At 62.8% G+C, this 26427-nt stretch carries 26 protein-coding genes; 16 read left to right on the top strand and 10 right to left on the bottom strand.

The features are described 5' to 3' along the window. The first annotated feature begins 1 nt into the window (after position 1). Entirely contained in the window at positions 2-943 is a 942-nt protein-coding gene (locus ACODSO_RS04120) for a LysR family transcriptional regulator (protein ID WP_489035243.1), read from the top strand. A gap of 3 nt (positions 944-946) precedes the next feature. On the opposite strand, the gene ACODSO_RS04115 is transcribed toward ACODSO_RS04120, so the two are convergent. After that, positions 947-1564 carry a dihydrofolate reductase family protein gene (locus ACODSO_RS04115; RefSeq protein ID WP_489035241.1) on the bottom strand — a complete coding sequence of 206 codons (618 nt, stop codon included), beginning with the start codon at positions 1562-1564 and terminating at the stop codon, positions 947-949. Positions 1565-1781: 217 nt separating this feature from the next. Continuing rightward, entirely contained in the window at positions 1782-2033 is a 252-nt protein-coding gene (locus ACODSO_RS04110) for a hypothetical protein (RefSeq protein WP_489035239.1), read from the bottom strand. A gap of 291 nt (positions 2034-2324) precedes the next feature. Between ACODSO_RS04110 and ACODSO_RS04105 the strand changes: the two genes are divergently transcribed. Continuing rightward, positions 2325-3428, top strand: coding sequence for a hypothetical protein (locus ACODSO_RS04105; RefSeq protein ID WP_489035237.1), 1104 nt, complete (start codon positions 2325-2327; stop codon positions 3426-3428). Positions 3429-3925: 497 nt separating this feature from the next. On the opposite strand, the gene ACODSO_RS04100 is transcribed toward ACODSO_RS04105, so the two are convergent. Then, the gene (locus tag ACODSO_RS04100) at positions 3926-4564 is read right to left on the bottom strand and encodes a hypothetical protein (RefSeq protein WP_489035235.1); all 639 of its coding nucleotides are present in this window, start codon (positions 4562-4564) and stop codon (positions 3926-3928) included. A gap of 596 nt (positions 4565-5160) precedes the next feature. Between ACODSO_RS04100 and gluQRS the strand changes: the two genes are divergently transcribed. From gluQRS to ACODSO_RS04065, 7 genes are all read left to right on the top strand, one after another. Then, positions 5161-6021 carry a tRNA glutamyl-Q(34) synthetase GluQRS gene (gene gluQRS / locus ACODSO_RS04095; protein WP_489035233.1) on the top strand — a complete coding sequence of 287 codons (861 nt, stop codon included), beginning with the start codon at positions 5161-5163 and terminating at the stop codon, positions 6019-6021. Positions 6022-6066: 45 nt separating this feature from the next. After that, a complete protein-coding gene (locus ACODSO_RS04090) occupies positions 6067-6204 on the top strand; it encodes a hypothetical protein (protein WP_331712399.1) in 138 nt (45 codons plus the stop codon). Between the two features lie 76 nt (positions 6205-6280). Then, complete coding sequence (locus ACODSO_RS04085; protein WP_489035232.1) at positions 6281-7033, top strand: queuosine precursor transporter; 753 nt, start codon at positions 6281-6283, stop codon at positions 7031-7033. Between the two features lie 297 nt (positions 7034-7330). Continuing rightward, positions 7331-8167, top strand: a complete 837-nt coding sequence (locus ACODSO_RS04080) for an SDR family NAD(P)-dependent oxidoreductase (protein ID WP_489035231.1) — start codon at positions 7331-7333, stop codon at positions 8165-8167. A gap of 1 nt (position 8168) precedes the next feature. After that, positions 8169-9089 (top strand): ferritin-like domain-containing protein, encoded by a 921-nt coding sequence (locus tag ACODSO_RS04075; protein ID WP_489035229.1) that lies wholly within the window; start codon positions 8169-8171, stop codon positions 9087-9089. Next, the gene (locus ACODSO_RS04070; protein ID WP_489035227.1) at positions 9086-10579 is read left to right on the top strand and encodes a flavin-containing monooxygenase; all 1494 of its coding nucleotides are present in this window, start codon (positions 9086-9088) and stop codon (positions 10577-10579) included. The genes ACODSO_RS04075 and ACODSO_RS04070 overlap by 4 nt, the downstream gene beginning before the upstream one ends. Before the next feature lie 32 nt (positions 10580-10611). After that, positions 10612-11355 carry a MerR family transcriptional regulator gene (locus tag ACODSO_RS04065; protein ID WP_489035226.1) on the top strand — a complete coding sequence of 248 codons (744 nt, stop codon included), beginning with the start codon at positions 10612-10614 and terminating at the stop codon, positions 11353-11355. On the opposite strand, the gene tgt is transcribed toward ACODSO_RS04065, so the two are convergent. The 6 genes from tgt to ACODSO_RS04035 all read right to left on the bottom strand — a co-directional run bounded on the left by tgt (position 11309) and on the right by ACODSO_RS04035 (position 19882). Continuing rightward, a complete protein-coding gene (gene tgt, locus ACODSO_RS04060) occupies positions 11309-12550 on the bottom strand; it encodes a tRNA guanosine(34) transglycosylase Tgt (protein WP_489035224.1) in 1242 nt (413 codons plus the stop codon). The genes ACODSO_RS04065 and tgt overlap by 47 nt on opposite strands. An 86-nt stretch (positions 12551-12636) precedes the next feature. Continuing rightward, the gene (locus ACODSO_RS04055) at positions 12637-14544 is read right to left on the bottom strand and encodes an ABC transporter ATP-binding protein (RefSeq protein WP_489035440.1); all 1908 of its coding nucleotides are present in this window, start codon (positions 14542-14544) and stop codon (positions 12637-12639) included. Beyond that, positions 14541-16271 carry an ABC transporter ATP-binding protein gene (locus ACODSO_RS04050; RefSeq protein WP_489035222.1) on the bottom strand — a complete coding sequence of 577 codons (1731 nt, stop codon included), beginning with the start codon at positions 16269-16271 and terminating at the stop codon, positions 14541-14543. The genes ACODSO_RS04055 and ACODSO_RS04050 overlap by 4 nt, the downstream gene beginning before the upstream one ends. A gap of 83 nt (positions 16272-16354) precedes the next feature. Then, the gene (locus ACODSO_RS04045; RefSeq protein WP_489035221.1) at positions 16355-18673 is read right to left on the bottom strand and encodes an MMPL family transporter; all 2319 of its coding nucleotides are present in this window, start codon (positions 18671-18673) and stop codon (positions 16355-16357) included. Positions 18674-18676: 3 nt separating this feature from the next. Further along, positions 18677-19324, bottom strand: a complete 648-nt coding sequence (locus ACODSO_RS04040) for a TetR/AcrR family transcriptional regulator (RefSeq protein ID WP_489035220.1) — start codon at positions 19322-19324, stop codon at positions 18677-18679. A 102-nt stretch (positions 19325-19426) separates the two neighbouring features. Next, positions 19427-19882, bottom strand: coding sequence for an RrF2 family transcriptional regulator (locus ACODSO_RS04035; protein WP_068379408.1), 456 nt, complete (start codon positions 19880-19882; stop codon positions 19427-19429). A gap of 105 nt (positions 19883-19987) precedes the next feature. On the opposite strand from ACODSO_RS04035, the gene ACODSO_RS04030 reads away from it, so the two are divergent. Together ACODSO_RS04030 and ACODSO_RS04025 are read left to right on the top strand one after the other, a co-directional pair. Next, entirely contained in the window at positions 19988-20827 is an 840-nt protein-coding gene (locus ACODSO_RS04030) for a phytanoyl-CoA dioxygenase family protein (RefSeq protein ID WP_489035217.1), read from the top strand. Between the two features lie 278 nt (positions 20828-21105). After that, entirely contained in the window at positions 21106-22014 is a 909-nt protein-coding gene (locus ACODSO_RS04025; RefSeq protein WP_489035215.1) for a sterol desaturase family protein, read from the top strand. Here the strand turns inward: ACODSO_RS04025 and ACODSO_RS04020 are convergent. Next, a complete protein-coding gene (locus ACODSO_RS04020; protein WP_489035214.1) occupies positions 21995-22687 on the bottom strand; it encodes a YceI family protein in 693 nt (230 codons plus the stop codon). The two genes, ACODSO_RS04025 and ACODSO_RS04020, sit on opposite strands and share 20 nt — an antisense overlap. A 153-nt stretch (positions 22688-22840) precedes the next feature. Between ACODSO_RS04020 and ACODSO_RS04015 the strand changes: the two genes are divergently transcribed. Genes ACODSO_RS04015 through ACODSO_RS03995 form a run of 5 tightly spaced genes read left to right on the top strand, consistent with a single transcriptional unit; the run spans position 22841 to position 26396 of the window. Further along, complete coding sequence (locus ACODSO_RS04015; RefSeq protein ID WP_489035212.1) at positions 22841-23491, top strand: hypothetical protein; 651 nt, start codon at positions 22841-22843, stop codon at positions 23489-23491. Between the two features lie 29 nt (positions 23492-23520). After that, on the top strand, positions 23521-23979 hold the full coding sequence (locus ACODSO_RS04010; RefSeq protein WP_489035438.1) for an RDD family protein: 459 nt from the start codon (positions 23521-23523) through the stop codon (positions 23977-23979). Positions 23980-23983: 4 nt separating this feature from the next. After that, positions 23984-24994, top strand: a complete 1011-nt coding sequence (locus ACODSO_RS04005) for a PHP domain-containing protein (protein WP_489035210.1) — start codon at positions 23984-23986, stop codon at positions 24992-24994. After that, a complete protein-coding gene (locus tag ACODSO_RS04000; protein ID WP_489035208.1) occupies positions 24991-25902 on the top strand; it encodes an alpha/beta hydrolase family protein in 912 nt (303 codons plus the stop codon). The genes ACODSO_RS04005 and ACODSO_RS04000 overlap by 4 nt, the downstream gene beginning before the upstream one ends. Before the next feature lie 20 nt (positions 25903-25922). Continuing rightward, a complete protein-coding gene (locus ACODSO_RS03995; RefSeq protein WP_489035206.1) occupies positions 25923-26396 on the top strand; it encodes a hypothetical protein in 474 nt (157 codons plus the stop codon). Positions 26397-26427 lie beyond the last annotated feature (31 nt).

The raw sequence follows: 26427 nt of genomic DNA, 5'->3' as shown, positions 1-26427 counted from the left end.
CATGAACGCAGATCCGATCTGCAAAAATGCAGACATGACCCTCGGTGGCGCGAAGATCCCCAGTGCAGACGACCTACTGGTGCTACTCGCTGTCAGCCGAACCGGTCGCTACAGTTCCGCGGCCGACGACCTAGGGATCAACCACACGACCATTTCCCGACGCATCGCCGCGCTCGAGGACACGCTCGGCGGGCGAGTGCTGACGCGGGCCGGTGGAGGCTGGGAGCTCACACAGTTGGGCCGCGGCGCTTTGACCGCGGCCGAGGCAGTCGAGGACGCACTGCGCACGCTGGTCTCGACCGACGCCGGTGCGCTGGAGGGTGTGGTGCGCATTTCGGCGACCGACGGCTTCAGCGCCTACATCGCCGCCCCGGCAGCAGCGCGGGTGCAGCGAACACATCCTCGGGTGTCGGTGGAGATAGTCGCCGTCACCCGGCGTGCGTCGCAGCAGCGATCGGCCTTGGATATCGAGATCGTCGTCGGCCAACCGCAGGTGCACCGCGCCGAGGCGATCCGACTCGGGGACTATCGGCTCGGCCTGTACGCATCTCAGACTTACCTGGACGAACACGGAACGCCGCAGATCCCGGCCGAGCTGGCCGCGCACCCGTTCATCTACTTCATCGACTCGATGCTGCACGTCGACGATCTCGATCTGGCACCCAACTTCACCCCGACGATGCGCGAATCGGTGACCTCGACCAACGTATTCGTCCACGTCGAGGCCACCCGAGCGTCTGCGGGTATCGGACTGCTGCCGTGCTTCATGGCCGACCGCCACCCCGACCTACAACGAATCCTGCCCGACGCCATCGCAGTGAAACTGACGTACTGGCTCGTCACCCGAAGCGAAACGCTGCGACGGCCGGAGGTGTCGGCGGTGGTCGACGCGATTCGGGCCGTGGTCGACGAGCAGCGCTCGGCTCTGTTGGGCGAGAACTGACGATCAGCCGCCCTGCACGTCGTCCATGTTGCCGGCCCCCGGGGTTCCGGCGTCGAGGCCGTAGCGCAGGTACACGGTGCCTGTGCCGCCGACGGCCGGTGGCTCGAGCAACGTCAGGTTGCTGGGCACGGTGCCGTTGGCGAACACTTTCTTTCCCACTCCCAGAAGGATGGGATGCACCCACAGATCGAGTCGATCGAAGAGCTTCTCCCGCAACAGAGTCTGAACCAGATCGAGGCTTCCGACCACCTTGATGTGGTCGTGTCGATCTCGGATCTCACGCACCGCACCGACCAGGTCCGGCCCGAGTTGGGTCGAACCGTCCCACAGCAGATCGGGTGTGCCGCGCGAGGCCACGTATTTGGGTATCGCGTTGAACAACGTCGCGAACGAATCATTTCGGTTCGGCCAGTACGCGGCGAAGATGTCGTAGGTGCGCCGTCCGAGCAGGAGCGCATCCGTGCCCTCGTATGCGGCGACAACTTGCGCCCCGGAGACCTGGTCGATGAGAGGAGCCTGCCAACCACCGAAGGGGAAGTTCTCGGGATCTTCCTCGGGGCTTCCGGGTGATTGCGCGACGAGGTCGAGGGTTGCGAAAAGCTCCAAGGTGATGAGGCCCATGATTGCTCCTGGTTCGATTGGTGTTCTATGTGGTGGGGCGAGGGAACGACGATGTTCGTGCGGTCCGTCAGAGCGCTTACAGCGGTGAGCACTGTTGGGTACCGGGAACGGAAACTGTCTGTGTCGTCATGATCGATTGGACCTCGGTCAGAGCGAAAACTCACCGGGGAGTGTCGCCTGGTCGTACCCAAACTGAAGCAACGGCGGCGAGCGCTCATCAATTCGGCTCTCCTGGGCGAGAGCTGACCGTCCCGACGCGGATCTGGATGTGGCCGCCGCGGACGGCGCGAGCCGAAAGAGCGCGCATGGGTGGCGCCATCGCGGTACATGGGAGAGCCTCGATGTCCGAACCGCCGAGTCGGCACGCCAACTTCGCCAGCGGGGTCCACACCGCCGCGCGTCCGACGGGCCGCTGCATGTCGACGACGGCGACGACGCCCCCGTCCTCGTGATGTCGCCCGAGTAGCAACTCGCCACGTCGACGCCGGGCGTGTGGGCGTGGCGGTTTGGCATTCCTAGTGCCCCGGTGACGTCGCTCGTGCTCACATCACTCAGCCACGAAAACGACAGTTTCCGCCCGGTCAGCCGAGAGCACAACATGCATCGACCGGACTGAGTAGATGCCGGATGCGCCGATGCTGTGTCTTCAATTCCAAGGTGTGTCAGTGGAATTCATGGTTTCAGCGGGGCCGCGCGCCCTCTGCGTGCTGCATGCCGCGGTTCTGCATCCGCAGCCGGTTGACGCGCGTACGCTCACACGATGTCGGGGAACGAACACGATCAAGGGCCACGAGCACGACCTCCTGAAGCTGTCGGGGTGGTGTCGGTCCTGCTGATCGCCGACCCAGGCAAGCCCACGGTCTTCGCGCAACGACTGGCCGAGTACCTACCGGAACGCTTGCGACGTCGAGACCGCGACGAGCGCCGGTGGACTGTGTCCGTGCGCAGCGAGCCTTACCTCTCCGACGAGCACGCCGACTTCGCAGACGTGATCGACGCAGTCGAACCATCGTCGGAGAAGGATGACGTCGTCGTCTACCTCACTGATCTACCGCGGCGCGAGGACACCGTGCCGGTGGTCGCCGACGTCAGCGTCGCACATCAGTTCGCGCTCGTTTCCATCGCCGCCGTCGGCGGGATTCGCATCGAGGACCGAGTCCGTGCCGTCGCCGAACTCGCCATCGCGTGCATCCTCGGTGAACCGACACTCGCACCGCCCGGTACGCGGAGGCGGTTTCCTTCCCAGCAGATCGCTGACGGCGTGCGCTATTTCGCTCCCGCAGGGTTACGGCGAGTGCGCCTGCTGTCGGGGATGGTGCGTGCGAATCGGCCGTGGCGGCTTGTCACCGGGCTGTCGAAGGTACTTGTCGGCGCGTTCGCTACCGGTGCGTTCGCCTTGGCGACGAGCACGATCTGGCTGTTCGCCGACATGATGGGCCCATGGCGCATGAGTGCAGCGACGTTGCTGTCAATTGCGGCGATGGTGTTCTGGCTGGTCCTCGATCACCGGTTGTGGGAGCGGCCGACGGCGCCGGACGAGCGCGAACGGTCCGTGCTGTACAACACCGCCACCGTCGTCACCCTGGTCATCGGCGTTCTCGTTCTGCACATTGCCTTGTTCGGTCTACTTCTGCTCACCGCATCGATCGCGTTACCCCCTCAGCTGCTTTCCAGCACGCTCGGACATGCGGTGAGCTTCTCCGACTACCTCACGCTCGCCTGGCTGCTGGCATCGATCGCCACCATCGGCGGTGCACTCGGATCGGGTCTCGAGGACGACACCGCCGTCACAGACGCCGCGTACGGGGTCCGGCAACGACAACGCGTCGAGCGGACACAGAAACGCTCGACCCAGGCGCAATGACAGTCCAATCGGCGACCCCAGCTGTACTGCAGGCGACCGTCCGACACGGCCACAAACAACTTGTAGGAATCTTGCAGAACACCCCTAGCCAGCTTGTCGCATACTCGGCGTGAACGACAGTTACCGCACCGTCAAGAAACCTTGACGTCGACCTTGAAAAGTACCCTTCGAGACCGCATGTCATCGGCGACAATCGATGCGGTTGCCCGCCGGTAGACGACCCGATTGCCCGAGTCCGACTTCTTACAATGTGAGGTTTCCACGGCCAAAAGCTGCCTGTGAATACGTAGCCTCAAATACGCGTACGAGCGGTTGACGCGTCATGGAGCTGCACAGTGGAGATACGCAGCTCGGCGGACGAAAGTCGGGCGGTTGGTCAGTTACGTGGCGCTCAAAGTTCAATCGGGCATTTTCTACGGGTCTCGATCACCGTGCTCATCCCGGCGCGCCAGTCGCGGACCTCAGGGCTAATTGCAGCCAGGAGGCGTAGCGCATCGTTATGTCCGGGCGATGATGTTCACCCCGAGCAATGGTTCCATGTGCGAGACGCGGTTACGTAGACCGTGAAGACGGGCGGCGCGGTCGGCGACGATGTAACCATTGGGGTCACTGTTGTTGTGAGGGAATGCGTGGTGCAGTGCTTGCTGCCAGAGGATTCTTCGACCGCGGAAGCCGGCGTCGGAGTGTCTTTGGTGGGAAGCAGTTTCGGCCAGACACCGAAGGTGATCTGCGCAAGGATGTCGTCGTGGTTGATTGGTGCGCCTTTGCGGGGGGTGCGCCACATCTCGGGTCCCGTCTGCATCGGTGGCATGCTTACGAGCGGATTTTCGTGAGTCCCTGGTCAGTGAGTTCAGTGGGCGTGCTGGGTCGATCAGCCAGTGTGCTCCGTGTGTCGTTCCGGTCTGGCTATGGTGCGGCTGGTTAGCGTTCCAGGAGCGGAGTTGTTCGTCGATGGTGTTGCGGAGCGCTACTTCGGTGATTGCCAACACTTGCTGAAACGCCGAGGACAGCTGCAGGTTCCATTTGTAGAGCTCTAGCGCGAGGTACGGATCGTTGCCGCACCGGGAGGAGTAGGTAGCCAGGCGGACGGGGTGCAGATGCTTGTTGACCGCGAGGATCGCCGCGTGCTTTGGCATCTGTTGGGCCTTCCGCTACTGTCGACTGTAGATACGAGGACAAGGTCCCTCGTAAACACATGGAGTCTCCCCCTCGGCAGCTAGGCCGCGGGGGTTCTTCTTTTCCTGGACACTGTATCGACCGGCGCAGCGATTCCCCTTTGTCGGTTAACCTCTCCCACGAGTACCGACTGACCCAATCATGCGGTAGGTCTGCGTACCACGGTCAATGTCGGTCGAGTGTCGACTTCACCGAGCACAGTGCGCAGATGTGCGTGCGTCCAGCACAGTTCGGCGGCCAAGTGAGTGCGGGTGCAGTTGGTGGATTCAGCGAGTGCGAGAGCATCCCGAAGAGGACTTTGGTACTTCGCCGGGAAAGGCCACCAACGGCTCTTCCCTGCGCAGACCTGCCACGTCTGCCAGTCGTTGGTGAGCGCGCCGAATCGACGCTTCGGACACCAGGCGCAGTTCGCCCATACGGTAGATGCAATTTACAACACCAACATCTGGTCGGTCTTGGGCGAGCCCAGATCCCAGCTTGTGGCGAACGCGGCGACCGCCGGTCAGGCACCGCCCACCATCACAACCCCCAACGAGCGTGAAACTAGGATCTCCCCATGCCCGCCGGACGCTTCGCCCCCAGTCCCTCGGGCGATCTACATCTCGGGAATCTCCGAACGGGATTGCTCGCCTGGCTGTTCGCCCGCTCCACCGGCCGTCGGTTCGTGATGCGCGTCGAAGACCTCGATCGCGTCAAGGCCGGCTCCGAGCAGCGTCAACTCGAAGACCTCGCGGCAATCGGGATCGACTGGGACGGGCACGTCATGCGGCAATCCGAGCGTCGGGAGGTCTACGACGCTACGATTCGCACGCTCACCGCAACCGGGATGACGTACGAATGCTTCTGTACGCGTCGGGAAATCCTGCAGGCCGCATCCGCGCCACACGCTCCTGACGGCGCATATCCCGGAACCTGCCGCAATCTGACCGCAGACCAAAAGGCAGCGAAGTACCGCCCACCTGCCATCCGATTACGTTCGCAGGTAACCGAATTCACCATCGTCGATCAGTTGCACGGCTTGTTCCGAGGCCAGGTGGACGACTTCGTCCTCCGCCGATCCGACGGCGTGCCCGCCTACAATCTCGCCGTCGTCGTCGATGATGGCGCGCAAAGCGTCGACCAGATCGTGAGAGGCGACGACCTCCTCACCTCCGCGCCGCGGCAGGGCTACCTCGCCCAGCTCCTCGGCCTCACCCCCGCCACCTACGTCCATGTACCCCTCGCTCTGAACGTCGAGGGCAAGCGTCTCGCCAAGCGGGACGGCGCGGTGACGCTGCGCGAACGACCCGACGCGTGGGCGCTCATCACCGCCTCCCTCGGCATGCCCGATGCGAAGAACGCCGAGGAACTGCTCGAGCAGTGGAAGCCGACGCAGGTACCGCGCGATCCGTGGGTGTTCGATCCCTCGAATCTCTGACCTGCTCACCGATCGAGGTCACGTTGCAATGCGACAGGACGCGCTGTGCTCGCGCTCGCCCTGTTCGGCCTCAACATCGTCGGTGCGATTCCGATCGGCCTCGGTCTGCTGGTGACCATTCCGGTCACGATGATCGCCGGGACCTACGCCTACCGCGTCACCGTCGGTGGCCGCGTCGCCTGATCGGCGATCCGCCTCGATGGGCGCGCGTCCCTCGCGGGATTCGCGCCCATCGTCGTCTCGGTGCTTGGATCGAACGGTGACTACTACCGAACACACCGCCCCCGACGGCGGCACAGAGTCTGGGCAGGCCACGTTCGCCCACATCAGCCGGGGTTACTACCCCACCATCGTCGCCCTCTTCGTGGCGACGCTGCTGATCTCGAACGTGGCCGCCAGCAAAGGTGTCGCCTTCTTCGCCTCGTCCGACGTCATGCTCGGACCGCTCCAAATCCTGCCCATCAACACCGACGGCGCGTTCTTCCTCTTCCCGCTCGCCTACATCCTCGGCGACGTGCTCAGCGAGGTCTACGGCTTCAAGGCCACGCGCCGCGCGATCTACCTGGGCTTCGGCTCGATCATTCTCGCCGCAGCGTGCTTCTGGATCACCATCGAACTGCCGTCGGCGAGTTTCTACGAAAACCAAGAGTCCCTCGAGACCGTCCTCGGCGTCGTCCCTCGGCTGGTGCTCGCCGGTCTCGCCGGGTACTTCGTGGGGCAGATGCTCAATTCGCTCGTTCTCGTCGCGATCAAGGAACGGACCAAGGAAAAGCACCTCTGGGCCCGACTGATCGGCTCGACGATCGTCGGCGAATTCTTCGACACCCTCATCTTCTGCTCCATCGCCGCAGGCGTCATCGGCATCACGACGTGGGCTGACTTCGTCAACTACGTCATCGTCGGGTTCGTGTGGAAAACGCTCGTCGAGGTGATGGTCATGCCGATCACGTACCGGGTCATCTCGTACATCAAGAAGCGCGAGCCGAGCTACCAGGAGTCCGTGTCCGTCTAGGGGTTCCGGGGGGTTGGGGCTTATTGAGCGAACGGCTCATTCGGTCTCGACCCCGGCCCCTCGCGCACCTTCCAGCGAGCGCGCGTGTTGCAACGCGCGCGCTCGCTGCAACCTGCGCGGCCAGGCCGACAGACCCCGCAGCCAGGCCCGCAGACCCCGCAGCCAGCCGGCAGACCCGCGGCTCCGCCGCCAGAGGCGCGGTTACGTACACCCCAACACACTCAACCGTGCCACTAGGGCCAAGTCGTTATCTATTGAGCCATTGACAAATGGCTCAATCAGCATGAGTCTAATCACATGACTCCGTCCTACAACGCTCGCGCGGTCGTCACCGGTGCCGGCAGCGGCATCGGTCGCGCGTTCGCCCTCGAATTGGCCCGCCGTGGTGGCGAGGTGATCTGCGCCGACATCTCCCTCCCCCGCGCGGAGGACACCGTCGCGCTCATCACCGCCACCGGCGGCACTGCCCACCCCGTCGTCTGCGACGTCGCGCTGCGCGAACAGGTCGAGGACCTCGCGCTGTTCGCCGAATTGACCTTCGGCAGAGCACCCACCCTCGTCGTCAACAACGCGGGCGTCGGCATCGGCGGCACGCCGGTCGGCGAGATCGGCTTCGAGGACTGGAACTGGGCCCTGGGCATCAACCTCTGGGGTGTCGTGCACGGGTGTGAAACCTTCGCCCCTGTCATGAAAGCCGCAGGTGAGGGCGGTTTCATCAACGTCGCCTCGGCTGCAGGGTTCGCCGCCGCTCCCCTCATGGCGCCCTACAACGTGGGCAAAGCCGGCGTCATGTCCCTGTCCGAGACCATGGCTGCCGAGCTCTCCGGCACCGGCCTGCGAGTCACCGTGCTCTGTCCCACATTCGTGAAGACCAACGTCGCAGTCGACGGCCGAATCACCGAAACAGGTGCGAAGCTGGCCGAAACTCTCATGCGCAAAACCGGTTTCACTCCGGAGAAGATCGCTGTCGACACCCTCAACAAGTACGACCGCGGACGCCTCTACGTCGTCCCGCAGATCGACGCAAAGCTCGTGTGGCGCCTCAAGCGCGTCGCACCGGCGCTGTACACCCGAGTGCTCGGGCTGCTTGGGCGCCTCGCACCGCAGGAAACCACCGAGAAGGTAGGAGTCTGACATGGCATTCGATTTCGACGAGATGCTCGTCAAGATCAAGGACAAGCAGTGGGCGTTGGCCGATATCGACTGGGATGCACCGGGTTCCGAGACCATCAGCCCCGAGCTGTGGACCAAGCTCAAGCCCTTCATGTCCGATCTGATGTGGATCGAGAACGTCGGCGCGCGCGGTTTCGCAGCCATGGCGCAAAAGGCCCCGACCGACACCCTCAAGGAGATCTACACCTACTTCCACGCCGAGGAGCAGAAGCATGCCAATGCCGAACTCGCTCTGATGCGTAGGTGGGGAATGCTCGACGGTGACGAGATCCCGCAGCCCAACGTCAACGTCAAGCTCGTGATCGACTGGCTCGACAAGTACTCGGACCAGACCTCGCTCGCGGTGCTGGGCACCGTCATCCCGATGCTCGAGGTCGCGCTCGACGGCGCTCTGGTGAAATTCATCGTCGACGAGATCGACGACCCGGTCTGCCAGGAAGTCTTCAAGCGAATCAATTCCGACGAATCCCGACATCTCGCAGTCGATTTCCAGGTCATCGAGCTTCTCGGTCACGCGAAGATGCGCAAGATCATCGTCGAGACCGTCGGAGCCTGGATGAACCCGTCGTTGATCATCGGGACGCTGCGCTACATCCCGTTGCTCAACAAGATGCGCGACAACATCGTCGCGATGGGCGTCGACGAAGAACGCCTCTACACGGCGATGCGACGGTTCAAGAAGGTCGGCGAGCGAAGCGAATTCCCCAAACGCCTACCGATGTACCGATTCATCAGTTGGCACTCGGGCGTCGTCATCAACAGGGCACATCCGTACCACAAATTCGCCGACGCCCTGGTCAGGGTTACCGCCAGATATCCGAAGAGGATGCTGCGACCCCAACCGACCTGGTCCAAGGAACTCACCTACGAGCCCGTCGCATGAGCGAGCCGCTGTCAGTTGCCATCATCGGCGGTGGATTCGCCGGAATCGGTGCCGCAATCCGTTTGAAGCAAAAGCGAATCGACAACATCGCCATCTTCGAGCGCGGACGTGAGCCGGGCGGAACGTGGCGCGACAACACCTATCCCGGCGCGGCGTGCGACATCCCTTCGAGGCTGTACTCGTACAGCTTCGCACCGAACCCTGATTGGTCGCATACGTACTCGGGGAGCGCCGAGATCCTGCAGTACATCGAGCGGATGGTCGACGACTTCGGCCTCCGCCCGCTGTTCCGGTTCGGCCACAACGTATCCGGAGTGATCTGGAACGAGAACGCATCGGTGTGGGAAATCTCGTTCGACGGCCATCCTCCGGTTCAGGCCCGCGCGGTCGTGATGGCGTCGGGACCTCTTGCGAACGTGAGCTTCCCGTCGATCCGTGGCCTCGACACGTACGAGGGTCACAAGATCCACAGTGCCCGTTGGGATCACGACTACGACTTCACCGACAAGAAGGTCGCAGTCATCGGAACCGGGGCCTCGGGAGTGCAAATCGTGCCGGAACTGGTGAAGGTGGCCCGGTCGGTCAAGGTCTTCCAGCGCACCCCGGGGTGGGCGCTGCCGCGCACCAACTTCGCAACACGGCAGGCCACCAAGGACGTCTATCGCCGCTTCCCTGCCACCCAGTCCCTCGTCCGAACCGCCTGGTTCTGGGGCCACGAGTCTGTCGCACTCGGTGTGGTGTGGAATTCGCCGCTGACCCGCGTCGTCGAAGCCGTCGGGAAACTGCATCTACGACGCCAGGTGAAAGATCACTGGCTGCGACGCCAACTCACCCCGGACTTCAGGGCCGGATGCAAGCGTCTGCTGATGACCAGTGACTTCTACCCGGCTCTGCAGAAGGACAACTGCACGCTCGTGACCTGGCCCATTGCACGGATCTCGCCCAAGGGAATTCGTACGGTCGAAGGCATCGAGCACCAGGCCGACGTCATCGTGTTCGCGACGGGATTCGACGTGTCGAAGACCGGCACACCGGTCCCGATATCCGGTCGCGATGGCCGCATCCTTGCGGACGAATGGAGAACCGGCGCACGGGCCTACAAGTCCATCGCCGTCTCCGGCTACCCGAACATGTACTTCACCTTCGGGCCCAACTCAGGGCCGGGACACAGCTCGGCGTTGGTCTACATGGAGGCGCAGATCGACTATCTCGTCGACGCCATCTCCTATGCGCTGGCTCGAAACTCCGTCCTCGATGTCCGCGAGGACCGCCAACGCGAGTACAACGTCGATCTGCAACGGCGCTTGCAGAAGACGACCTGGAATTCCGGCTGTTCGAGTTGGTACCTCACCGAGGACGGGTTCAATGCGACGATGTTCCCGGGCTTTGCCAGCCAGTACGTCGGCCAATTGAAGTCGGTGGACTACGACGACTACACCACCAGCGAGTACCAGCCGGCCGAGCAGATCGAGTTGACCGCTACCGTATAACGACAGGGGCGTGCCGGCGGAAGGAAATCTCGGTGGAGTATCGGATCGACGATCTTGCTCATGCCGCCGGCACGACCACCCGCAACGTGCGTGCCTACCGCGAGCGTGGTCTGCTGCCTCCGCCCGAAAAGCGTGGGCGCATCGGGATCTACGACGACGTTCATCTGGCGAGGCTACGGCTCATCGACGTTCTTCTTCAGCGCGGTTTCACTACCTCGCACATCAGCGACTTCATCACCGGCTGGGAGAACGGCAAGGATCTGGCCGAAGTACTCGGCCTCCAGAATGCCGTCACCGAGCAGTGGTCGAATGACGAGGTCGTCGAGATTCCCCTGGACATGGTCGACGAGTTCCTCGGCGACAGTGATCAACTGACGAGGTTGCAGGCGCTCGGCCTCGCTCGCGTCGACGGCGATACCTGCATCTTCACTGATCCGGAACTGCTCAGCGGTTTCTCGTCGTTGTCCGAGTACGGTTTCACGATCGGGCAACTCATCGACCTGCACGAACGAATCCACGCCGCTGTAGACGGCATTGCGAAAGATATGATCGGTACCGCGAAGAATCATATCGTCGACCTACACGGCGAGGGGTGGTTGCCCGGTGACGACGAGGTCGGTGCGACCACGGACATGCTGGTGAAGATGCGTGAACTCGCGGTCCACTCCGTCACCGCGATCCTCGCCCGCACGCTCGACGAGAACCTCCAGCACGAACTCGGTGACTACCTCACGACTGCTTTGCAGAATAGAAACGACCGAGAAACTCATCCTTGAACTCGTGAAACCTGTTCTGCTGAATCGACTCTCGGATATCGTCGACGAGTTTCACGGTGAAGCGCTCGTTGTGAATGGTGCACAACGTCGATGCCAGCATCTCCTTGGCCTTGAACAGGTGATGGATGTAGGCCCTGGTGTAGTGAGCGCACGTGTAGCAGTCGCAGTTCTCGTCGATCGGAGTGAAGTCGCGTCGATGCTTGGCAGTGTTGATGTTGAACCGTCCGGTGGGGACGTAGATCGCCGCGTTGCGGGCCACTCGGGAGGGATTGACGCAGTCGAAGGTGTCGGCGCCGTTCTCGATGGCGGTGAAGAAGTCGTCGGGCTCGCTGATACCGAGCATGTGCCGCGGTTTGTGTTCCGGCAGTTCCTCGTTCACCCAGCGAGTGATCGTGCCGAGGTTCTGCTTCTCCAGAGCTCCGCCGATGCCGTAGCCATCGAAGCCTCGGCCGGTCTCGCCGGTGATGGTCTCCAGATCGTGGGCGGCCTTGCGTCGTAGATCCTCGTACTGCGCGCCCTGCACCACACCGAACAGTGCCTGATACGGCTTCCCGACGCGTTCGGCGGTCAGTCTCTCGTGCTCGAGGACACACCGTTGTGCCCATGCCTGCGTCCGGTCCACCGACATCTCCTGGTAGCCACGGGTGTTCATCAGCGTCGTCAGCTCGTCGAACGCGAACATGATGTCGGCGCCCAGCTGGTGCTGAATCTGCATCGACACCTCGGGCGTGAACCGGTGACTGGACCCGTCGAGATGCGATTTGAACGTGACCCCGTCGTCGTCGACGTGCGCAAGCCGCTCCTTGCCTTCGGCGATGACATCGTCGGACTCGACCCGGGAGGCGTCCATGGAGATGACCTTCTTGAATCCGACGCCGAGCGACATGACCTGGAAGCCACCGCTGTCGGTGAACGTCGGGCCGTCCCAGTTCATGAACTTCCCGAGACCGCCTGCCTCGTCCACGATGTCGGACCCTGGCTGAAGGTACAGATGGTAGGCGTTGGCGAGCACCGCCTGTGCGCCGAGCTCCTTCATCGCCTCGGGCAAGACCGCTTTGACCGTCGCCTTGGTGCCGACGGCAATGAACGCGGGAGTCGCGATGTCGCCGTGCGGGGTGTGGATCGTCCCGGTGCGGCCGAGGCGGTCGTCGAGCCGGGTGTCGATGCTGAAGAAGGGGTCGTTCGGAGCGCTCACTGTGTAGACCCTAGGCGCTCCGCGCCAGTGGCACGAATAGGTGCACCCCAATGCACTTAACCGTGCCACTGGCGGCGGAGCCGCCCCTAACTGAACTGCGAGGAGTACAGCCGGTGGTACGCCCCACCCGCACCGACGAGCGAGTCGTGGTCACCCTGCTCCACGATCTGCCCGTCCTCCATGACGACGATGAGGTCGGCGTCGCGGATGGTCGAGAGTCGGTGGGCGATGACGAAACTGGTCCGATCGCTGCGCAGTGCAGCCGTAGCCTTCTGAACCAGCAGTTCTGTGCGCGTGTCCACGGAACTGGTCGCCTCGTCGAGGATCAGAATGAGCGGCTTCGCGAGGAATGCGCGAGCGATGGTGATGAGCTGCTTCTCACCTGCGCTGACGTTGTTGCCTTCCTCGTCGATCACTGTGTCGTATCCGTCGGGCAGCGAGTGCACGAACTTGTCGACGTAGCTGACCCGGGCAGCTTCGAGGATCTCCTCCTCGCTCGCGTTCGGGTCTCCGTAGGCAATGTTGTCGCGGATGGTGCCACCGAACAGCCAGGTGTCCTGCAGAACCATGCCGGTCTGCTCGCGCAACTCGTCGCGGGTCATGTCCCGCGTTTCGACGCCGTCGACGGTGATGCGTCCGGCATCGATGTCGTAGAACCGCATGATCAGGTTCACGAGCGTCGTCTTGCCTGCACCGGTCGGACCGACGATGGCAACGAGGTTCCCGGGTTCGGCGACGAGTGAGAGGTTCTCGATGAGCGGCTGATCCTCGCGATAGCGGAAGGACACGTTCTCGAACGCCACCCGACCGAGGTGCTTCTCCGCAACAGCTGGCTTGGACGGATCCGGTTCCTCGTCTTCGGCGTCGAGCAGCGCGAAGATGCGTTCGGCCGACGCAACACCGGACTGCACGAGGTTCACCATCGACCCGACCTGGGTGAGCGGCTGAGTGAACTGACGTGAGTACTGGATGAACGCCTGGACCTCACCGAGGCTCAGTGTTCCCGACGCCACCCGCAATCCACCGACTACCGCGATGATCACGTAGTTGATGTTCCCCAGAAACATGATGGCGGGCATGATCATTCCGGAGATGAACTGCGCGCGATAGCTCGATTCGAACAGCTTGTCGTTGCGGTCGCCGAATTCGCGCTCGACCTCGGCCTGACGCCCGAATGCCTTGACCAGTTCGTGGCCCGTGTAGGTCTCCTCGATCAGGCCGTTGAGCTTGCCGGTGTGCTTCCACTGGTTCACGAAATGTGGTTGGGAACGCTTGGCGATCACAGCGGTGACGAGGAACGACAACGGAACCGTCAGCACTGCGACGAGAGCGAGCAACGGCGAGATCCAGATCATCATTCCCAGGATGCCCAGCACCGTGAGCACTGCGGTGATCAACTGACTCAGCGTCTGCTGCAGGCTGGTCGAGACGTTGTCGACGTCGTTGGTCACACGGCTCAGAAGTTCACCGCGAGTGTGCGAGTCGAAGTACTTCAGCGGAAGCCGATGCACCTTGCGCTCGACGCTGTCGCGGAGGTTCCGGATAGTGCGCTGCAGTGCGATATTCAGGATGTATCCCTGCGCCCAGGCCAACGCCGCCGACACCAGATAGAGCACCAAGACGAACAGCAGAACGTTTCCGACGGCCGAGAAGTCGATCCCGACGCCCGGTGTGACATCCATGCCGGAGACCATGTCCGCGTACGTGCCCTGACCATCGGACCGGAGCTGCCCGACGGCTTGCTCCTTCGAGATCCCCGACGGCAGTTGCCCTCCGACGACACCGTTGAAGATCAGGTTGGTGGCGTGACCCAGAATGTTCGGCGCGGCCACGGACAGTACGACGCTCGCGATCGCGAACACGAGCATCATCCCGAGCAGGACTTTCTCGGGTTTTAGCAGGCCGAGCAGTCGCTTCATCGACGGCTTGAAGTTGAGCGCTTTCGTACCCGGCGCTCCGATGACGGGTGCTGCACCTGGTCCGGGGCGCGTCATGACGCCGCCACCGCGTGCTGCGAGTCGACGATCTCCGCGTACGTCGGGCACGTCGCGATCAGCTCGCTGTGTGTTCCGAGGCCCACGGGTTTACCGTCGTCGAGTACCAAGATCTGGTCGGCATCGACGATGGTCGAAACGCGTTGCGCAACAACGATCATGCAGGCATCTTTCATGACCGGCTTCAGTGCGGCCCGTAGTTTCGAGTCGGTGGTGAGGTCGAGGGCGGAGAACGAGTCGTCGAAGAGGTAGATGCTCGGGCGTCGAACCAGAGCGCGCGCTATGGCCAGTCGTTGTCGCTGGCCGCCGGATACCGTCGTACCGCCTTGAGCGACTACGGTTTCCAACCCCTCCGGCATCTTGCGGACGAAGTCGGCGCCCTGCGCGATCTCGAGCGCGTCCCACAGTTCCTCGTCGGTGGCGTCGGCCTTGCCGTAGCGAAGGTTGGAGCCGATCGTTCCGGAGAACAGAAATGGCTTCTGCGGAATCAATCCGATGTGACTACGAAGACTGTCGATGTCGAGGTCCCGAATGTCGGTTCCGCCGACGAGCACTTGACCGGCGGTGACGTCGATGAGTCGCGGAATCAGATTGACCAGGGTCGACTTTCCGGATCCGGTACCACCGATGATCGCCGTCACTTTACCGGGCTCGGCGCGGAGATTCACACCGCACAGGACCGGGAATTCGGCACCGGGAAAGGAAAATTCGGTATTGCGCAATTCGACGATTCCCGGATCGGTCGCGAACGACTCAGGAGTGCTCGGCAGTGTCACCGACGATTCGGTCGCGAGGACCTCGCTGATTCGGTCGGCGCACACGGATGCTCGCGGGACCATCATCGCGATGAACGATGCCATCATCACCGACATCAGAATCAGCATGATGTAGCTCAGTAGGGCGGTGAGGGCGCCGATTTCCATCGTGCCGTCGTTGATCGCGTGGCCGCCGAACCAGATGACGGCGACGCTGGTCACGTTGGAAATCATCATCACCGTCGGGAACATCAACGCCATCAGCCGGCCCACCCGCAGAGCCGCCTCGGTGAGCGAGTCGTTGGCGACGGCGAACCGGTCGATTTCGTTTCGCTCGCGCACGAAGGCGCGCACGACTCGGATTCCGGTGATCTGCTCACGCAGAACGCGGTTCACCGCGTCGATCCGAACCTGCATGGATCGGAATCCGGGAACCATGCGCACGACGATGAGGCCCATCGAGATCGCCAGGCCGGGTACCGCGATCAGCAGAATCCAGGACAGGCCGAGGTCTTCTCGCAGGGCCATGACGACGCCACCGATGCACATGATCGGGGCCATCACCACGATCGTGAATCCCATGACGATCAGGAGCTGAACCTGTTGAACGTCGTTGGTGTTGCGCGTGATCAACGACGGTGCGCCGAATTGTCCGACTTCCCTGGCGGAGAACGTCCCGACGCGGTGCAGGATCGCTTTACGTAGGTCGCGGCCTGCGCCCATCGCAGCTTTCGCTCCGATCAGAACAGCCGCCACCGAGCACACGATCTGCACCAACGACACCAGCAGCATCCAGCCGCCGGTCGTCAGGATGTAGTTCGTGTCTCCGCGCGTGACACCGTTGTCGATGATGTCCGCATTGAGACTCGGTAGATACAGTGCGGCAGCGGTGGCCACGAATTGCAACGCGATGAGTAGGGCGATCGCGCGCTTGTACGGGGCCAGATAAGTTTTGAGCAGCGGGATCAGCATGATGGCCGAAGATTACTCGTACACATGGGTAACAGTCTCCACAATTTGTCAGGCATACGAGATCTCCGGCCATCTGCGGCAGGTCAGGCCTGCGCAGCGGCGTCCTCGCGGGGCCGCGGTTGCAACTTCTGTAGCTTCGCACCTTCGATGTCGACATCGGGAAGGATCTTGTCCAACCACTTCGGCAGCCACCAGGCCTTGTCGCCGAGGAGTGCCATCACCGACGGGATGATGACCATGCGGACGACGAAGGCGTCGAAGAACACGGCCGCAGCCAACGCGAATCCGATCGACTTGATGAACGAGTCGGGCTCGGCCATGAACGCCGCGAACACCGAGATCATGATGACCGCAGCCGAGGTCACGACGCGTGCGCCGTACTTGAAGCCGTTCACGACGGCATCCTTGGCGGCAGCGCCGTGCACGTACTCCTCACGCATTCGCGATACCAGGAACACTTGGTAGTCCATCGCGAGACCGAAAACGACGCCGATGAGGAAGATCGGCATGAAGCTGACGATCGGCTGCGGATTGCTGATCAGTCCGAGTCCACCTTCCTGGAAGATGAACACGGTCGCACCGAACGTCGCGAGCACGCTGAGCAGGAATCCGATCGTGGCCGTCAATGGCACGAGAATCGACCGGAACACCAGCATCAGCAGCACGAACGCCAGACCGACGACGACGGCCAAGTACGGCACCAGCGCGTCCTGCAGGCGCTCGGACACATCGAGTTCGAGCGCGGTCTGACCCGTCACGCCGTAGGAGACGCCGGTGCTTTCCTTGACGCCGGACTCGGCGGCCCGCATGTTGGCGACGAGGTCCTTGGTTTCCTGACTGTTGGGACCGCTGGACGGTGTGACGAGGATCTGCGCGGTGTCGCCGGCTTCGTTGACTGCGATGATCTGCGCGTTGGCGACGTCGTCTTGTTCGTAGATCGCGTCGACGACCTGGCCGAACGCTGCGGTGCGATCGGCGTCGGCCACATCACTGGCGTCGGCGATCGTCAGAAGCGGTCCGCTCTTACCCGGCCCGAAGCCTTCCTGTTCGAGGTCGTAGGCCTTACGAACGGACGTCGACGGGTCGGACGTGGCGATACTCGGCAGCGCGAGCGACAGGCCGGTCGTCGGGCCCGCGATGACTCCCAGGAGCACGATGCCGCCGATGAGGCCGATCGCTGGTCGCTTGACCAAGAACCGAGCCCACCGGAGCCCGTTGGTCGGTGGCGCGTTGGGGTCCTCGGGATCAGTGGTGTTGACGAACTTGAGCTTGCCTGCGAACGCCTTGCCTTTGTAGAGGCCGAGCATTGCAGGTAGGAACGTCAATGCGATGAGAACAGCAATCAGCACAGCGAAGCCGGCTGCCAGGCCCATCTGCGACAAGAACGGAATCCCGACGACGCGTAGCGCGACGAGTGCAATCAGCACGGTTGCACCCGCAAATACGACGGCCGAACCGGCGGTTCCGACGGACCGAGCTACCGCCTCCTCGCGATCGTCGGTGAGCGTCAACTCATGTCGATATCGCGCAAGAATGAACAGTGAGTAGTCGATCGCGACGGCCAGGCCGATCATCACCGCGAGGACGGGTGTGAACGACGAGAGGTCGAAGAAGCCAGAGGCGGTGGTGATGGCGAGGCTACTGATACCGATTCCGACGATTGCGGTGATCAGCGGCAGGCTCGCTGCTGCTGCCGATCCGAACATGATCAACAGAACGATCGCTGCCACGGCCAATCCGACGATCTCCGATGTGCCACCGGGTGCGCTGTTGTCCTGTGCAACGGTTCCGCCGAGTTCGACGGTCAGGCCCGCGTCGCGAGCCGGTTGAGCCGCATCGTCGAGGGACGTGCGCAGCGCATCGGTGACATCGGCGGCCTCGACGGATATGGGCACGCTCAAGGTACCGATGTTGCCGTTCGGACTCAGGGGCGAGAGCGCTGCAGCGTTCGCGGCTGCGACGTCGGGCGCCGTGCCGTCTTCTGCGGCGAGCTCGTTGTATCGATCGACGATGGCTGTGTTGCCGGCTACCGGGTTGGCGAGCGGCTGCTGGCCATCGGGCTTCACCGATGGTGCGACGTCGGCGATCTTGTCGATCTCGGCGATGGTGGCGTCGATCGCTGCGGTGTACGCGGGCGTATCCAGGCTCTGGCCGTCAGGAGCGGCGAATACATAGTCGGCCGAGACCGCGGTGAGAGGATCCTCCGCGGTACCGAATCTTTCGCTCTGCAGGTCGAGTGCCGACTGCGCCGGCGTCCCCGGGATGTTGAACGAGTTGGCCGTCGGGCCGGAGAGCGTCGCGGCACCCACACCTGCCAGGACCAGGATTGCCAGCCACAGGGCCAGGACGATGCCTTTTCGCCGGAAGGCGAACTTTCCGATTCGATACAAATAGGTGGCCACTGCTTAGCTCCTCGGTAAGTTTTCGGTTGCCCTGGTCTGTGGTTCGCGTGGGTCGGGAAGTCCGGACTGCAGTTGGTCGAATGCGTCCTCGACGAGCTGTGCGGGGGTGGTGTCTGCTGCGGGATTGTTGGTCCAGATCGTCAGAGCAGCCGTGACTGCGCTACCCACCGCCACCTGCATGAGATTCGGAAACAAGTCCGTGTCGATGTTGGTTCCAGTGCGCTCGGCGATGGCCTCGCCGAGAACACGAGTCAGTGAGTGATGAACCTCGAGCTTGCGTGCAACGACGGCGGGGGTCGATTCGACGAGTTGCGCGACGGCGAAGGTCTCAGCGAGGTCCCGCCCCGGATCGGTGACCATCGACACGGCCACGTGCCGCAGCGATGTCCAGATCGGCTCGTCCTTGGGCCTGGCCCGCAGCGTCTCGAACCAGGCCCACGCCGAGGCCTCGATGTGGTGCAGAACTGCTTCTTCTTTGTTGGCGAAGTAGTTGTGAAAAGTCCGAGTTGAGACCCCTGCCTCGGCGGCGATCGCGTCGGCGGTGACGGAATCGAGCCCGCGCTCCTTTGCGAGCTTCACGGCAGCCTGCCCGAGAGCATCGCGCGTAGCGGCCTTCTTCTGATCACGAAGGCCGGAGGGATTGAAGGTCACGCGATCTACGGTACGGAACTTGCAGAGTTCTGCAATGTTGCACGGTTGTGCAATATTGTCGACTGCATCACACAATCGACTCGATGAGGTGTCAGGTCACATCTAACGTCGGGTCCACGCCGCTGGATCTGCAGTCAACTCAGCAATGAAGGGAGGGATGTCATCGGCGACGATGTCCGCCAACGACACACCTTCCAGCACCGCCCTCATGTTTGCCCGCACTGCCAACCACACCAGCTGCAGCGGCTTGGCCGGACCGGGGTAGTCGACATCCTCGGGCCGTTGACCTCGCACCGACGCGAGTGGCCCCTCGACGGCCCTGATCACGTCGGCGACGGAAATCTCCGCCGCGGGACGCGCGAGCCAATAACCGCCGTCGGGACCCCTGCGACTCCGCAGCAGATCCGCCCGCCTCAGGTCGGAGAGAACCGATTCCAGGAATTTGTGCGGGATGTTCTGGGCGGCAGCGAGGGCTTCGGCTTTGCCTGGTGCATCAGCCGACGCCGCGAGCTCGAGCAGAGTTCGCACGGCGTAGTCCGCCTTGGCGGTAATGTGCACAGCGTTCTCCTCCGACCGTTGTGGGCACCCTGATTCCTATCATTCGAATAGGAAATAGGCGAATCTCGCGCTGCGGAACCCTGTCCTCGGCATTAGCGTCTGTGCATGATCAACGAGCATGGCGTCTTCGACGCTTCCGACACCGAAGCCATCGCGTGGTTCTACTCGATGCACGGGTACGCCGTCGTACGAAACCTGCTGACCGACGACCAGCAGGACGCAATGGAACGCGAGTGCGTCGGCGCGCAGTCGAAGGTCGTCGCCGGCGAACTACCCAGCCGATACGGCTCGACGGTCTTCCTCGACGAGGCGGCGAAGGCCGACAAGTTCGCCAACTACGTCGAGTACGTCAACGAACTGTCCCCGGCCGTTCGCTCGGCCGCCGAACATCCGCAGCTACTGAAAGTGTTGAGAGTCGTTCTGGGCGAGCAAATCTGGCTTCGCGACAGCGAACAGTTCGGAGTCGTGTACCAGGACGCGCGCCCCGGCAAGGAATCCGGCTACACCCGGATCGGCTGGCACTCGGATTGGCAGGCAAGCCCGAGCCTCGACGTCTGGCCCTCGACGGCATTCACCTTTCATATCGACGGCACAAGCCCGGCCAACGGGTTCCTTCGGGTCGTCCCCGGCAGTCATCTGTGGGCGACGCCCGCGCCGTACCGCAACATCAACGGCGTCACGGTCCCCGACACCGCTCGCCCCACCGGTGGCCGTTCCTCGATGGCCCCACCCTTCCCGATGCCTCTAGGATTCGAGAAAATTCCCGGCGAGGTGGCCGTTTACGTGGAACGAGGCGACGTCATCCTGCACGACGCCTACCTCTGGCACTCTGCCGCGCGCGCCACCGACGATCACGCCACGCGCCGCCACGTCCGGGGTGGATGGTTCGGGGGTACCGCCCCGGCAGCCGGGGTCGAGGAGTTCATCAAGAATGCTGCTCGCTGACGGGTGGAGGCCCCCTTTTCGGTGACCGAATGTCTGTTTCGGTCACCCGGCCGTGAGCGAATGTCCGTTTCGGTCTCCCAGTGGGAGCGAACGGCTCATTGAGTCACTCTGAGTGACTCAGACAGTCGTTCGCTCACCCGAAGTGACCGAAACAGACATTCGGTCCCCCCAAAGGTGACCCGAACAGACATTCGGTCAATACGTAGCAACCAACTGTGGCCCCTGACACCCCCGCGCGTTACACTTGACTCCCAAGTGTCACGCAGAGGAGTTGTCCGATGGTCGAGTGGGTCGGTTCTGCCTGGAACACGCTTCCCGAACCTCTACGAGATCCGGTGGCGCTGGCGATCCCCGCGTTCGCATTGCTGCTGGCCATCGAATGGCTGGCCGCGATCAAGCTGGAAGATGGGACCAAGGGCAGCTACAAGGGTGCCGACGCCCGAGCAAGCCTCGGCATGGGCGTCGTATCCATCGCGACGACGACGGTGTGGAAGACCCTCGCGCTGTTCGGGTACACGGCCCTCTACGTGTACGTCGCACCATGGCATCTCCCTGCCGACGCCTGGTACACCTGGGTGATCTTGATCCTCGGTGTCGACTTCCTCTTCTACGCGTACCACCGGATCGCGCACCGAACGCGGATCATCTGGGCAACTCATCAAGCCCACCACTCGAGCGAGTACTTCAACTTCAGTACCGCACTGCGGCAGAAGTGGAACAACAGCGGCGAGATCATCATGTGGCTCCCACTGCCGCTACTCGGAATCCCCCCGTGGATGGTGTTCGTCGGATTCTCGATCAACCTTGTCTACCAGTTCTGGGTACACACCGAACGCATCGACAAGCTCCCGCGCGCAATCGAATTCGTCTTCAACACCCCGTCGCACCATCGGGTTCACCACGGACGTGATCCGCAGTACCTGGACAAGAACTACGGCGGCATCTTCATCATCTGGGATCGAATCTTCGGCAGCTACGCCGACGAAATCGAACGACCACACTACGGATTGACGAAACCGGTCGACACCTACAATCTGTGGACACTCCAGACACACGAATACCGCTCCATCGCAAGGGATGTAGCGGCATCGCGGTCGTGGCGTGAGCGGTGCGGATTCGTCCTCGGTCCACCGGGGTGGACGCCGAGCAGAGAGAGAACGAAGGAACCTACTCTTCGTTCAAGTTGATCAGAAAGTCGACGGATCCTGAACCCTCGACCGTGACGAATCCGAGCGACGGCGGCTCGATTCCGAAGTCCGACCACGTTGTGGGGATACTCCCCGACGCGATCAGGGTGTCACCGGACTGCAGGACCTCGATCTCGACCGACACCGGGCGCGTCTGATCCTTGAGAGTGAGGGTGCCATCTGCTGTCACCGTCGTCGTCGTCCCGTCCTTCGGAAGCGAGGACAGGTCGACGGGCGAGTCGAAGGTGAACGTCGCGGTCGGGTAGGTCGCAGTATCGAAGATGTTGCCACGGAACTGACTGTCACGACGGTCGCTGTCGGTGGTGATCGAGTTGGTCTGCACCGTCACTTCGCCTGCGGTCAGCGAGTTGTCCTCGATGGTTACGTCGCCGCTGACCTCGGTGGTCGTCCCGACAACCGTGACATCGGCGCCATTGAGAACCTCGGCGACGGTGTATCCCGCCGCAGTCGTGTTCGACGCATCTCCCGGGACGATGGTCCAGGTGCCATCGATGTCGTCGGTCGACGCGGCCTGCGCTCCCGAGGTCGACACCGTCGCCGCAGGTGCGTCACTGTCGGCAATGAACTTTCCGTAGGCCCAAGGCCCGACCGTAACTCCGAGTGCCACCAGTACGACGACGATTGCGCCGACTATCCACCATTTCTTTGTCATGCCCGCCAATGCTAGTTGCACCTTCAAGTCCATGGAGGATCCAGTTCCTGGCATTTTACTGAGAGATTTGTCCGAAATTCGACGGTCGAATTGAGTGCACACGACTGTCGCCGAACTGGAATGATCATTTGACCTGACAAGGCGGTGAGGCCGATGCCCCAAGAAGTTCGTCTACTCGACGTGGCCGTCGGCGTGGTCGCCACAGCTGCGGGCGCTGCCCGTGCACTCACGCGGGTTCCCGGCCTCGGATCCCCGCTGCGTGCACTGGCCGCACGCGGCGAACGAACCATCGCAACGGCAACCGTCGTCGCCGACGCACTGCTACGCGCAATCGTCGTGAAGATCGTCGCCGCTGCACTCGAGGAAATCGACCTGACGCGTCTGATCCGGGACAACGTCGATATCGACGCCATCATCGAGGGCGTCGACCTGGACCGGGCCGTCGAGCGAGTCGACCTCGACAAGGCGGTCGCCCGAGTGGATCTGGATGCTGCGGTCCGTCGCGTCGACATCGATGCCGTGATCGGGCGAGTCGACCTCGATGCAGTCGTGGACACTGTCGATCTCGACCGTCAGGTGTCCAGAGTCGACCTCGACACTGCGATCTCCCGCGTCGACCTGATCGCGCTCGCGAACTTCGTCATCGACGGTGTCGACCTCCCCGACATCATCAGAGATTCGACAGGTTCGCTGTCCGCCGAAGCAGTGCGAGGAGTAAGGAGCCAGGGCATGCAGGCAGACGACGCCGTGTCCCACTTCGTCGGGAGGCTCTTCGGCCGCGAACCGGGTCCGGCGTCGACGTGAGACATCCTCACCCGGAGAAGCCGCACGAGATGCGCCCCGCAGGAATCATCACCCGGGGCGCTGCCGCCGTCATCGACTTGACCGTAGTCTGTGCGCTGATGGGCGCCGCCTACGTCGGATCCATGTTCGTGCAGTTGCTGTTCGATCCGGGATCCTTCAGCTTCGAATCCCCGGCCATGAAGCTGTCCGTGTCGGTCCTGATCGGACTGTCGATGCTCTACCTCACCGTGTGCTGGGCGGGCACCGGCCGTACCGTCGGCGCGATCATGATGGGTGTTCGGCTGATCACTCCGCAGCATGGCCTGGTCCGGTGGCCCCTCGCCGCGCTGCGCGCATTCCTGTGCGTCCTGTTCGCGTTCGGCCTGTTGTGGGTCGCAGTGGATCGACGGCGGAGGTCGCTGCAGGACATCGTCCTGCGGACTTCGGTGGTGTACGACTGGCAGCCGAACACTCCGCTGATCGACCCGCACACCACTGCTGGACAATAGGTACATGGACCCGATCCAAGCCCTCCGCGAGATCGCCTACTGGCTCGAGCGTTCGCGCGCGGACACCCATCGCGTCAAGGCATATCGGCGAGCTGCCGACGTGGTCGAATCCCTCAGCGAGACAGCACGGTCCGAACGACAGCGCACGGACTCCTGGTCTGCCCTTCCTGGAATCGGCGCCAAGACCTCACTGATCATCCGGCAAGCACTCGCCGGAGATGTGCCCGAGTACCTCGTCGAGAAGCGTGACGAGGCCCAACCGATCGGCGATAACGATCTTCGATCTGCACTCAAAGGTGATCTGCACACGCACTCCAACTGGTCCGACGGCGGCAGTCCCATCGACGAGATGATGCATACTGCCAAGCGCCTCGGCCATGAGTACTGCGCGCTCACCGACCACTCCCCCAGGCTCACGGTGGCCAACGGGCTGACCGCCGAGCGTCTCCGTCGTCAACTCGACGTGATCGCCGAGCTCAACGAGCAACTCGCACCGTTCCGAATTCTTTCCGGCATCGAGGTCGACATACTCGACGACGGTTCTCTCGATCAAGACGACGGCCTTCTGTCCGAGCTGGATGTCGTTGTGGCGAGCGTGCATTCGAATCTACGAGCAGACTCGGACACGATGACCCGAAGGATGGTCAATGCCGTGGCGAACCCGCACGTCGATGTGCTCGGCCATTGCACGGGAAGGCTCGTCGAAGGTGGCCGGGGAACACGACCGGAATCGAAGTTCGACGCCGAGGTGGTATTCGAGGGTTGCAAGCAATTCGGCACCGCCGTCGAGATCAACTCCCGTCCGGAGCGTCAGGATCCACCCGAACGGCTGATCGACATCGCGCTCGAACGCGGCTGCCTGTTCGCCATCGATACCGACGCCCATGCCCCTGGCCAACTGGACTGGCAGGGTTACGGCTGCCTTCGCGCCGAGGATCGCGGGGTCCCGACCGATCGCGTCATCAATACCTGGTCCATGACGGACCTTCTCGCCTGGACGGGTGGCGATCGGTGAGATCGACCCGCTTTCTGGTCCTGCTGGCTACATTCTTCGTTCTCCTCGGATGCACCAGCCCTGTCGTCCATTCCAGCCCCCCGCCTATCCCGACGCCTTCTCCCGCCCTCGTCCCGGCGCTGTCCGACCCTCCGATCAGGCTTCTCTACGGCCCGGATCGCGAGGACAATGTGGGCGACCTGTATCTGCCGGACAACGGAGCCGACAAAATCCCGGTCGTCGTCATGGTCCACGGCGGTGGGTGGCAGCAGCAGTTCGACATGACCTATTTCGATCCGATCTCCCAGGCGGTGGCCGATCGCGGAATCGCAGTGTGGAACATCGAATATCGTCGCGGCACCGGCAACTTCCGCGACACTCTCGCAGATGTCGACAATGCAACCGAAGCGCTCGCGAACACGGTGCAAGAGGCAGCGGGTGGCAGGCTCGACCTCGATCGTGTGCACGTCGCCGGACACTCTGCGGGCGGTCAACTTGCTGCATGGCTCGCCGGACGGCACACACTGGATGCGTCGGCCCCCGGCGCGACGCCTCGCATCATGCCCCGCACCGCGACCATCATGGCCGGCGTGTTCGACATGGCGCGCGCAGCGAACATCGGCGGGGACACGTTGGTACCTGCATTTCTCGGCGGTATGCCCCAGCAGGTTCCTGACCGATATGAGCTGGCGTCTCCCATCGAACACCTGCCGGTGGGCGTCGAGGTGACGGCGATACATGGCGACGCTGATCGAACGGTGTCGGTGAACCAGAGCACCGCATACGTCGAGGCCGCGAACGCGGCAGGCGACACCGCCGAAGCGATCATCGTTCCGGGTGCTGGGCACAGCGCGTTCACAGATCAGGGATCGGTGGCATGGCGGACGACCGTCGACGTTATCGCAGCCCACGCGGCCACCCTCGGATGACCTCTGGTACACAGTTGCCCATGAAGCGGATGGTCTTTGCCGGAGTTGTCATCGCTGCCGCGCTTGCCGGGTGCAGCGACGAGTCCGCCACCGATGCCAGCACGTCGACCACCGCCGGAGCGACGCAGGAGACGTCGTCGGTGACCATTACGGTCGAACCATCCGTTGTCTCACCTACGCCGCCGGCGAAGTCCGAAGCAGCGGCGACACCGGACGCGGTCGTACCCGAAGCGCCGACTGGCCCTGCTGTGCCCGAGGCCCAACTCCCCACCGGATCCGACATGCCCCACGGTGAGCAGCTGTATACAGAGACTTGTGAGCAATTCATCTCCGCGATCGATGCCTTGGCCGCTACCGGAGCGGTCACACGAGAGCAGTCAGCGACCGGAATCTCCGATCAGCTGCAATCCAATCCGAGCTGGTCGACGCTTCCGCCAGAGGACCAGCAGGAAATCCTGCGCGGGCTTCAAGCCGCCGGACAGGGTAGCTGCTGAACGGTAGCTAGCACCGTTTTTGCAAGGCTTG

The organism is Rhodococcus sp. FG69 (assembly GCF_057808915.1).
The sequence above is the reverse complement of the archived record's forward strand: the minus strand, read 5'-3'. Positions and strand labels throughout refer to the sequence as shown.